The 9,313-nt window shown below is 41.3% G+C and carries 9 protein-coding genes, 8 tRNA genes and 1 pseudogene; 17 read left to right on the top strand and 1 reads right to left on the bottom strand.

Going from position 1 to position 9,313, the window contains the following annotated elements:
- Positions 1-22: 22 nt before the first annotated feature.
- The 16 genes and pseudogenes from HT693_RS11175 (at position 23) to HT693_RS11100 (ending at position 6,832) form a co-directional block, all read left to right on the top strand.
- Positions 23-95: transfer RNA gene (locus HT693_RS11175), tRNA-Asp, on the top strand.
- A 24-nt stretch (positions 96-119) separates the two neighbouring features.
- Positions 120-192: transfer RNA gene (locus HT693_RS11170), tRNA-Lys, on the top strand.
- A gap of 5 nt (positions 193-197) precedes the next feature.
- Positions 198-279 (top strand) — tRNA-Leu (locus HT693_RS11165).
- A gap of 18 nt (positions 280-297) precedes the next feature.
- A tRNA-Thr gene (locus tag HT693_RS11160) sits at positions 298-370 on the top strand.
- Between the two features lie 22 nt (positions 371-392).
- Positions 393-464 (top strand) — tRNA-Gly (locus HT693_RS11155).
- Positions 465-471: 7 nt separating this feature from the next.
- Positions 472-557 (top strand) — tRNA-Leu (locus tag HT693_RS11150).
- An 11-nt stretch (positions 558-568) separates the two neighbouring features.
- Positions 569-642, top strand: a tRNA-Arg gene (locus HT693_RS11145).
- Between the two features lie 15 nt (positions 643-657).
- Positions 658-731 (top strand) — tRNA-Pro (locus HT693_RS11140).
- 611 nt (positions 732-1,342) lie between these two features.
- Positions 1,343-1,549 carry a hypothetical protein gene (locus HT693_RS11135; RefSeq protein ID WP_023937647.1) on the top strand — a complete coding sequence of 69 codons (207 nt, stop codon included), beginning with the start codon at positions 1,343-1,345 and terminating at the stop codon, positions 1,547-1,549.
- Positions 1,546-1,710: a hypothetical protein gene (locus HT693_RS11130; protein WP_000709172.1), complete on the top strand. Its 165-nt coding sequence runs from the start codon at positions 1,546-1,548 to the stop codon at positions 1,708-1,710. The genes HT693_RS11135 and HT693_RS11130 overlap by 4 nt, the downstream gene beginning before the upstream one ends.
- A gap of 16 nt (positions 1,711-1,726) precedes the next feature.
- Positions 1,727-2,611 (top strand): ABC transporter ATP-binding protein, encoded by an 885-nt coding sequence (locus HT693_RS11125; protein ID WP_138704893.1) that lies wholly within the window; start codon positions 1,727-1,729, stop codon positions 2,609-2,611.
- Between the two features lies 1 nt (position 2,612).
- Positions 2,613-3,350, top strand: a pseudogene (locus HT693_RS11120) (ABC transporter permease).
- Positions 3,350-4,447 (top strand): sensor histidine kinase, encoded by a 1,098-nt coding sequence (locus HT693_RS11115; RefSeq protein WP_138704894.1) that lies wholly within the window; start codon positions 3,350-3,352, stop codon positions 4,445-4,447. The pseudogene HT693_RS11120 and the gene HT693_RS11115 overlap by 1 nt, the downstream one beginning before the upstream one ends.
- Positions 4,448-5,047, top strand: coding sequence for a response regulator transcription factor (locus HT693_RS11110; RefSeq protein ID WP_138704895.1), 600 nt, complete (start codon positions 4,448-4,450; stop codon positions 5,045-5,047). It abuts the gene before it with no gap.
- A 318-nt stretch (positions 5,048-5,365) separates the two neighbouring features.
- Entirely contained in the window at positions 5,366-6,376 is a 1,011-nt protein-coding gene (gene ccpA, locus HT693_RS11105) for a catabolite control protein A (protein WP_000990604.1), read from the top strand.
- 63 nt (positions 6,377-6,439) lie between these two features.
- Entirely contained in the window at positions 6,440-6,832 is a 393-nt protein-coding gene (locus tag HT693_RS11100; RefSeq protein ID WP_138704896.1) for a hypothetical protein, read from the top strand.
- A gap of 28 nt (positions 6,833-6,860) precedes the next feature.
- On the opposite strand, the gene HT693_RS11095 is transcribed toward HT693_RS11100, so the two are convergent.
- Positions 6,861-7,823, bottom strand: a complete 963-nt coding sequence (locus HT693_RS11095) for an asparaginase (RefSeq protein ID WP_166731196.1) — start codon at positions 7,821-7,823, stop codon at positions 6,861-6,863.
- Positions 7,824-7,888: 65 nt separating this feature from the next.
- Between HT693_RS11095 and HT693_RS11090 the strand changes: the two genes are divergently transcribed.
- Positions 7,889-9,280 carry a Cof-type HAD-IIB family hydrolase gene (locus HT693_RS11090; RefSeq protein WP_138704898.1) on the top strand — a complete coding sequence of 464 codons (1,392 nt, stop codon included), beginning with the start codon at positions 7,889-7,891 and terminating at the stop codon, positions 9,278-9,280.
- The last annotated feature ends 33 nt before the right edge of the window (positions 9,281-9,313 follow it).

Here is a 9,313-nt window from a genome sequence, read left to right as displayed (position 1 = left end):
TTCGATCCCGTTAACTCCCAAAGGTCCCGTAGTGTAGCGGTTATCACGTCGCCCTGTCACGGCGAAGATCGCGGGTTCGATTCCCGTCGGGACCGTTTAAGGTAACGCAAGTTATTTTAGACTCGTTAGCTCAGTTGGTAGAGCAATTGACTTTTAATCAATGGGTCACTGGTTCGAGCCCAGTACGGGTCATATCTGCGGGTTTGGCGGAATTGGCAGACGCACCAGATTTAGGATCTGGCGCTTAACGGCGTGGGGGTTCAAGTCCCTTAACCCGCATTGAGATATAATAGATGAGCCGGCTTAGCTCAGTTGGTAGAGCATCTGATTTGTAATCAGAGGGTCGCGTGTTCAAGTCATGTAGCCGGCATTTTTAGATAGAAGAAAACAGTGCGAACGTAGTTCAGTGGTAGAACACCACCTTGCCAAGGTGGGGGTCGCGGGTTCGAATCCCGTCGTTCGCTTGGAGAGGCCGGGGTGGCGGAACTGGCAGACGCACAGGACTTAAAATCCTGCGATTGGTAACGATCGTACCGGTTCGATTCCGGTCCTCGGCATAATATAATGAGCACCCTTAGCTCAACTGGATAGAGTACCTGACTACGAATCAGGCGGTTAGAGGTTCGACTCCTCTAGGGTGCATTTTTCTATTTAACTCGGGAAGTAGCTCAGCTTGGTAGAGTACTTGGTTTGGGACCAAGGTGTCGCAGGTTCGAATCCTGTCTTCCCGATTCGTTACAGGGATACGTGAGTGTATCTTTTTTCTTTTTTAAACTAGATAGTAAATAAATCAAGAGAGAATCAGTTTCGTTCTCTCTTTTTTGATTTTCAGTAATTCATTTTGGCAGCGTATACTTTTTGTCTCCAGTCTTTTCAATAAATACCGTAGTTTAGGTATACACATTGAAATTTAACAGATTTTATATTAAATTGAATTTGGAATAGTATAACATCTCTTCTAAAATATTGTTATAAATTGATTTGGATTCCAAAATTAAATTGTTCGATTCTTATTTTATTTTATTATATAACTCTTATAAATTTAGCCTCCTATAAATTTTTAAGAAAGCAATAGAAGGGTTTTGTTCAACGTATAATATATGTGTTTGCCTGATAAAAATTTCTACTTTTTTTGATTTTAAATAAGTATTAGTTTACATTATGGTGTGAATTGGGTTTGATATCTCTTTTGAGGAAGTTGCCTTAGATTTTTCTAATTGTGTTTTATTGTATAGTGTATCTTGCTTGTTTTGAACATAATTTTTTATGACATTTGTCATATTTTATAGTGACAGAAGCTTCTATCTCCTCTGATTTCAAAAGACTATAATTGTAGTACCAAATGGAGGAAGAAGAGATAAGAAATAAAATGATTATCGCTGTAAGTCTAGTAGCAGCAGGAGTTATGACCTATCTCATGTTTTCGGGATTGGATGAGGATTTCTATCATTTTCCTTGGGAGGTCTTTGCTGGATTTGGAATGATGTCTTGGCTTATCCGAGAAGGTTTGAAATTAGTCGGAGATGTGAAAAAGGAGTTTGAGGAATGAAAAAAGCGATTATCTATCTCTTTATTGGTCTGTCACTCTTGGTATGGTTGGTAGAAATGTTTACAGGTTGGTTTGATCAAGACTTCCTTTACCAATTCATCCGTGGTGCTTGGGGTTTTGGATTTATGATTTTCGTCGTTTTCCCTATGGGAATGGAGTGATTGAAAGGAGAATATTATGAACATGATTAAGGTACAAGGCTTACATAAAAACATCAAGGGTAAGGCTATTTTGAAGGATATTTCCTTTGAGATAGCTGAAGGTGAATGTGTTGCCATGATTGGGCCAAACGGAGCAGGAAAGACCACACTCTTGGACTGTTTGCTCGGAGATAAATTGGTCTCCAGCGGTCAAGTATCTATTAAAGGTTTACCAGTAACGAGTTCTCAGTTAGACTATACAAGATCCTACCTCCCTCAAGAGAATGTAATCGTTCAGAAACTAAAGGTAAAAGAGTTGATTGCTTTCTTTCAAAAAATTTATCCAAATCACTTGAGTAACCAGGAAATCGATCAACTATTGCAGTTTGATCAGCAACAAAAAGAGCAATTTGCAGAAAAATTGTCAGGTGGGCAAAAGCGTCTCTTTTCTTTCGTCTTGACCTTGATTGGGCGACCAAAGCTTGTCTTTTTAGATGAGCCAACTGCTGCCATGGATACCTCTACCCGTCAACGTTTTTGGGAAATTGTTCGGGACCTAAAAGCGCAAGGAGTCACCATTCTCTATTCCTCCCATTATATCGAAGAGGTAGAACATACAGCTGACCGGATTTTGGTTTTAAATAAGGGAGAGTTGATTCGTGATACGACGCCTCTAGCTATGCGTAGCGAGGAAATAGAAAAGCATTTTATCCTTCCTCTAGCTTACAAGGAAGTCATTGAGCAGTCTAATTTGGTTGAAAACTGGTCACAAAAACAAGATGCTTTGCAAGTAGTTACACGTGAAGCGGATGCTTTTTGGCAACTGTTAGTGCAAGCAGGATGTAGGATTCAAGAAATTGAAGTCAATAATCGTAGCTTGTTGGATACAATCTTTGAAGAAACACAAAAGGGAGATGACTAAGATGAAACGATGGATCGCACTAAACAAGATAGAATTTCTATTGACCAAACGGCAATCAGTCTATTATTTATTATCAGTAGGGATGCCGACAGCCTTCTATTTATTCTTTTCTGGCATCTACCAGGACACACCAGGTGGACCCGCGAATTTTATGCGTGATTATCTTATCTCCATGACAGCTTTTTCCATGATGTCGACAGCTATCTTCTCATTTCCAGCTGTCTTACATACCGACAAGATCAACAATTGGCAGAAAACATTGCGTCATAGCCCTGTAAATATGGTAGAATATTATCTATCAAAGATAACAAGTATGCTGGTTGATTATATGGTCTCAATTCTGGTTGTTTTCTCAGTTGGGCATTTTGTAAGAGGTGTGGACATGTCTCTTGGAAATTGGATTGGGGCGGCGCTCTTGCTGATTATGGGAAGTATTGCTTTTGTAGCGCTTGGCTTGGCCTTGACTCTCTTACCAACTAGTCAGCTGATGTCTGTCGTGGGCAATCTTCTTTACCTTGGCTTGGCTGTTTTAGGTGGGCTCTGGATGCCTATCTCTTTATTTCCAGACTGGATGCAAGCAGTCGGTAAGTGTCTCCCGACCTATCAGTTGATGGAGTAGCTCAAGACCTTCTTAAACAAGGGTGGCATCAATCTATCAGCCACAGTTTATTTACTTGTTTTTTCAGCAGTTTTATTTGGTTTGACTATTTACCTTCAAGGTCATAAGGAGAATGCTTAATGCTTGAAAGACTGAAAAGCATACACTATATGTTTTGGGCCAGTTTGATTTTTATGCTTTTTCCCATCCTACCTGTAGTGATTGGGGAGCTTCCTGCTTGGCATTTATTGGTTGATATTCTATTTGTAGTGACGTATTTGGGTGTTTTAATAACTAAGAACCAGCGCCTATCTTGGCTTTTCTGGGGGATCATGCTGGTCTATGTAGCTGGGAATACTGTCTTAGTTCATGGCAACTATGTCTGGTTCTTCTTTTTCCTTGCCAATCTCTTGATTTATCATTTTAGAGTGCGTAGTTTAAAGTCTTTACATGTATGGACATTTTTCCTTGCTCAAGTCCTTGTTGTGGGGCGACTTTTGATTATTCAGAGAATCGAAGTTGAGTTTCTAGTCTATATGCTTGGAATTCTTACTTTTGTCGATTTGATGACTTTGGGCTCGGTTCGGATTCGCCTTATCGAGGATTTGAAAGAAGCTCAGGTCAAGCAAAATACCCAGATAAATCTATTGCTAGCAGAAAATGAGCGCAATCGTATCGGTCAGGATTTGCATGATAGCTTGGGACATACCTTTGCTATGCTTAGTGTTAAAACTGATCTAGCCTTGAAGTTATTTCAAATGCAGTCTTATCCACAGGTGGAAAAGGAATTAAGAGAAATACAGCAAATTAGCAAAGAATCAATGCGTGAAGTGCGAACCATTGTGGAAAATCTTAAGTCTAGAACTTTGACATCCGAACTAGAGAATGTGAAAAAGATGTTAGAAATTGCTGGAATTGAGGTGGAAACGGCTAATCAACTAGATACAGCTAGCTTAACTCAGGAATTGGAGTCAACGGCTTCCATGATTTTGCTTGAATTAGTGACCAATATCATCAAACATGCTAAAGCGTCTAAAGTCTACTTGAAATTGGAACGGACAGAGAAAGAACTCATTCTAACAGTGAGAGATGATGGCTGTGGCTTTACTTCTATAAAGGGGGATGACCTCCATACAGTTCGAGATCGTGTTCTTCCATTTTCGGGAGAGGTAAAGGTAATTAGTTGGAAACAACCGACAGAAGTTCAGGTTCAACTACCTTATAAGGAGAGAAAGTAGATGAAAGTATTAGTCGCAGAAGATCAAAGTATGTTGCGAGATGCTATGTGTCAATTGCTCACGCTTCAACCGGATGTGGAGTCTGTCCTTCAAGCCAAGAATGGGCAAGAAGCAATCCAACTATTAGAAAAGGAGTCTGTAGATATCGCCATCCTTGACATAGAAATGCCTGTTAAGACAGGTCTTGAAGTCTTGGAGTGGATACGAGCAGAAAAGATTGAAACAAAGGTGGTTGTAGTGACGACCTTCAAGCGCCTAGGGTATTTTGAACGTGAAGTCAAGGCTGGAGTAGATGCTTATGTATTGAAAGAGAGAAGCATTGCAGATCTCATGCAAACCTTGCACATTGTCCTCGAAGGGCGCAAGGAGTATTCGCCTGAATTGATGGAAGTGGTGATGACGCATCCCAATCCATTAACAGAGCAAGAAATCGCAGTTTTAAAGGGAATCGCTCAGGGTTTCTCTAACCAAGAAATTGCAGATAAACTTTATCTATCCAACGGAACCGTCCGAAACTATGTCACCAATATTCTTTCGAAACTAGATGCAGGTAATCGAACAGAGGCAGCTAATATCGCGAAAGAATCTGGTTGGTTGTGATACTATCATAACGCGAAAACCATTATGTGTTAAAATTAAAATTATTCAATCAAACAATTTGTAACTTGAGGGGGCTTAGTTTCCTCCTTTTTGTTTAGTCTAAGGTGGTAGCAAGGAGCTAAACCTAGGTTTTCTATGAAATTTTTTCAATCAATCTTCAAAAAACACTTGAAAGTGTTTACAATTAGTGATAGAATGGAATAAGTAAAAATATGAAAACGAAATTTTCACATCTTCACTTTTGTAAGTAGATATAGAGTTTCAATCGGTGCCTCTACTTGTAAAAGAATGTGTGGGATAGAAAGGGCAGGAAAAGGAATGAATGCAGATGATACAGTAACCATTTATGATGTCGCTCGTGAAGCAGGTGTTTCCATGGCGACGGTCAGCCGTGTGGTTAATGGCAATAAAAATGTAAAAGAGAATACCCGTAAAAAAGTGTTAGAGGTAATTGATCGTTTGGATTATCGTCCAAATGCAGTTGCGCGTGGTCTTGCAAGTAAAAAGACAACCACTGTTGGTGTCGTGATTCCAAATATTACCAATGGTTATTTTTCGAGTTTGGCTAAGGGGATTGATGATATTGCAGAAATGTACAAGTACAATATTGTCCTAGCTAATAGCGATGAAGATAACGAGAAAGAAGTTTCTGTTGTCAATACCCTCTTTTCAAAGCAGGTAGATGGCATTATCTTTATGGGTTATCACTTGACAGATAAAATTCGCTCAGAATTTTCGCGTTCACGTACTCCGATTGTTCTCGCAGGAACTGTGGATGTAGAGCATCAGCTTCCAAGTGTCAATATTGACTACAAACAAGCTACGATTGATGCAGTGACCTACCTCGCTAAAGAAAATGAGCGCATTGCTTTTGTCAGTGGTCCACTAGTGGATGACATCAATGGTAAGGTTCGTTTGGTTGGTTACAAGGAAGCTTTGAAAAAAGCAGATATTCCTTATAGCGAAGGCTTGGTATTTGAATCTAAATACACTTATGAAGATGGCTATGCCTTGGCAGAGCGCTTGATTTCATCAAATGCAACTGCAGCAATTGTAACAGGTGATGAGTTGGCGGCAGGTGTCTTGAACGGTTTGGCTGATAAAGGTGTGTCAGTACCAGAAGAATTTGAGATCATTGCCAGTGATGATTCGCAAGTCTCTCGCTTTACCCGTCCAAACTTGACAACTATTGCCCAACCTCTTTATGACCTTGGTGCCATTAGTATGCGTATGTTGACTAAGATTATGCACAAGGAAGTGTTGGAAGAACGTGAAGTTCTATTATCTCATGGATTAACAGAACGTCGTTCAACACGAAAACGTAAATAGAAAAAATCAGGGAATCGAGAAGATTTCCTGATTTTGTGCTCTTAAACAAGAGATGTTGACTTAATGAATACCATAGAGCGGACTAGGTGGCTGGTTAAAGGCTGCGCAACACACTGCTTTGAGCTTGTAGATGAAACTGATGAAGTCAGCTCAAGTCCCTGTTTTGAGCTTGTAGATAGAACTGACGAAGTCAGCTCAAGTCCCTGCTTTGAGCTTGTGGATAGAACTGACGAAGTCAGCTCAAGTCCCTGCTTTGAGCTTGTGGATAGAACTAACGAAGTCAGCTCAAGTCCCTGCTTTGAGCTTGTGGATAGAACTAACGAAGTCAGCTCAAGTCCCTGCTTTGAGCTTGTGGATGAAACTGACGAAGTCAGCTCAAGTCCCTGTTTTGAGCTTGTAGATAGAACTGACGAAGTCAGCTCAAGTCCTTGCTTTGAGCTTGTAGATGGAAGCTGACGTGGTTTGAAGAGATTTTTCAAGAGTCTTAGCCTTCCATATAGTCTTTCAAATCTTGCCCTGTTAGTCCGGCATTGAGGGCAATGAGGAGTTTCAAGCGGGCTTTTTGGGCGTTGAGTTCTTTAATAAAGAAGACACCAGATTTTTGTAATTGCACGCCCCCACCCTGGTAGGCATAAACAGGTTCTGCTATACCGTTAAAGCATCGTGATACCAGAGCGACTGGGATTCCTTTTTGCAGAAGGTTTTCTAATTTTTGAGCCGTTTCTTTGGGAATATTACCAGCTCCGAAGGCTTGGATAATCAAACCGTCCAAGTGTTCTAAATCCAGCATATCAATCAGCTCATCTGTCATACCAGCATAAGCCGAGATGATAGGGACTAAACCTTGTATGTGATCAAGGTCAAAGCGAACACGAGGTTCAGCTGTTTTGAAGTAGAGGATTTCCTGTTTCATGATGAGACCGAGGGGGCCATGTGTTGGAGTCTGGAAGGTGCTGACATTAGTCGTATGTGTTTTGGTGACATACTTGGCAGCGTGGATTTCATCGTTCATAACGACCAAAACTCCTTTGTCAGCAGCCTTGTCATCGCTAGCTACCCGTAAAGCACTCAGATAGTTATAAACACCATCACTACCGAGTTCATTGGAGCTGCGCATGGCTCCTGTTAGAACGATGGGCATGTGGGGAATTTCCATGGTATCAAGGAAATAGGCTGTTTCCTCTAAAGTATCGGTTCCGTGTGTGATCACCACCCCATCGTAGTTATCTGCTTCCTCTTTGATTTTTTGGTAGAGAGCCAGCATATGCTTGGGTTTGATATAAGGGCTTGGTAGATTAAAAAAGTCCAAGGCATGAACTTGGATTCCTTCAAGTGGGTTGGACACATGATTCATAGGATTATCTGAACTCGTCACAACAGCGCCAGAAGCATCGGCCTGCATGGAAATAGTCCCACCCGTATGTAAAACAAGGATTTTCTTAGGCATGATTTACTTACTCTTTCTGAAATGTGGTATAATCATTGTATCACAAAAGGGGAGATTGGGATAGGATGGAAGTCAAAGCTGTTTTTTTTGATATCGATGGAACACTAGTCAACAATCGCAAGAGTGTTTTGAAATCCACTAGGGACGCGATTAAGATTGTTAAAGAACAAGGGGTGCTTGTCGGTGTAGCGACAGGGCGAGGACCTTTTTTTGTTAAGGAATTGATGGACGATTTGGACCTGGATTTTGCGGTAACCTATAATGGCCAGTACATCTTTACTAAAGACAGAGTCTTGTTCACGAGCCCTATTTCCAAGTTACATTTGCGCCATCTTATTACGTATGCTAAAAAAGAGGGCAAGGAGATTGCCCTAGGGACCAAGGATGCCATGCTGGGTTCCAAAATCATGTCCTTTGGTCTGGGTTCTTTTTCCCAACGAATCAGTCGCTTCGTTCCCTCTGTTTTAACTCGGACAGTGAGTCAGTCTTTTAATCGCATGGTCAGCAAGGTTGTTCCCCAAAAGGAAGAAGACCTGCTTCATCTGATGAATCAGCCTATCTACCAAGTTTTGATGCTGATGACGCCAGAAGAATCTGAGAAGGCGGCAGCTGATTTTGAAGACTTGAAATTGACACGTAGCAATCCTTTTGCTGCAGATGTCATCAATCAGGGAAATTCTAAATTAGAAGGCATTCGCCGAGTCGGGAAAGAATATGGCTTTGACCTCAACCAAGTGATGGCCTTTGGTGACTCAGATAATGACCTTGAAATGCTGGCTGGTGTCGGTATGTCGGTCGCTATGGGAAATGGTAGTAGCAGTGTTAAGGAAGTTGCTAAGCACATTACCACCAGCAATCAGCAAGACGGAATCCACAAGGCCTTGGAACATTTTGGTGTTTTGTCTTCAGAAAAAGTCTTTGTCAGCCGTGACTATCATTTCAATAAGGTCAAGACCTTCCACCACATGATGGATGAACGGACCCAAGAAGAACCACGAGCTTGGGATTTAGAAGGTGCAACCCATAGGGCTGGCTTTAAAATAGAAGAATTGGTGGAGTTTGTTCGAGCAGCCAGTCCTTCTGAAGAGGACTTTGGTCAAGCTCTATCGCAACTTCATCAGGCTCTTGATAAGGCAGCAGATAAAGTAGCCAAGAAGACGCCTGCCCAGCAAGATTTGATAGGGCAAGTGGATGCCTTGATTGACACGCTTTACTTTACCTACGGTAGTTTTGTCTTGATGGGGGTGGATCCAGAACGTATTTTTGATATTGTCCATCAGGCCAATATGGGGAAAATCTTCCCAGATGGCAAGGCTCATTTTGATCCAGTGACCCACAAAATCTTAAAACCAGATGACTGGGAAGAAAAATATGCTCCAGAACCTGCTATTAAAAAGGAACTGCAGCGCCAGCTCAAGGCTTATGAACGCCATAAAGAGAGAAATAATACTCAATGAAAATCAAAGAGCAAACTAGCCGCAGGTTGCTCA

The organism is Streptococcus sp. 2154 (genome assembly GCF_013277255.1).
Classification (GTDB): Bacteria; Bacillota; Bacilli; order Lactobacillales; family Streptococcaceae; genus Streptococcus; species Streptococcus pseudopneumoniae.
This window is presented reverse-complemented; position numbering and strand designations above follow the sequence as displayed.

Bases quoted from the DNA above. Each gene is read 5' to 3' on its own strand.
- HT693_RS11125 (WP_138704893.1), top strand. From the start codon at position 1,727: ATGAACATGATTAAGGTACAAGGCTTACATAAAAACATCAAGGGTAAG.
- HT693_RS11130 (WP_000709172.1), top strand. From the start codon at position 1,546: ATGAAAAAAGCGATTATCTATCTCTTTATTGGTCTGTCACTCTTGGTA.
- ccpA (WP_000990604.1), top strand. From the start codon at position 5,366: ATGAATGCAGATGATACAGTAACCATTTATGATGTCGCTCGTGAAGCA.
- HT693_RS11110 (WP_138704895.1), top strand. From the start codon at position 4,448: ATGAAAGTATTAGTCGCAGAAGATCAAAGTATGTTGCGAGATGCTATG.
- HT693_RS11135 (WP_023937647.1), top strand. From the start codon at position 1,343: ATGGAGGAAGAAGAGATAAGAAATAAAATGATTATCGCTGTAAGTCTA.
- HT693_RS11095 (WP_166731196.1), bottom strand. From the start codon at position 7,823: ATGCCTAAGAAAATCCTTGTTTTACATACGGGTGGGACTATTTCCATG.
- HT693_RS11115 (WP_138704894.1), top strand. From the start codon at position 3,350: ATGCTTGAAAGACTGAAAAGCATACACTATATGTTTTGGGCCAGTTTG.
- HT693_RS11100 (WP_138704896.1), top strand. From the start codon at position 6,440: ATGAATACCATAGAGCGGACTAGGTGGCTGGTTAAAGGCTGCGCAACA.
- HT693_RS11090 (WP_138704898.1), top strand. From the start codon at position 7,889: ATGGAAGTCAAAGCTGTTTTTTTTGATATCGATGGAACACTAGTCAAC.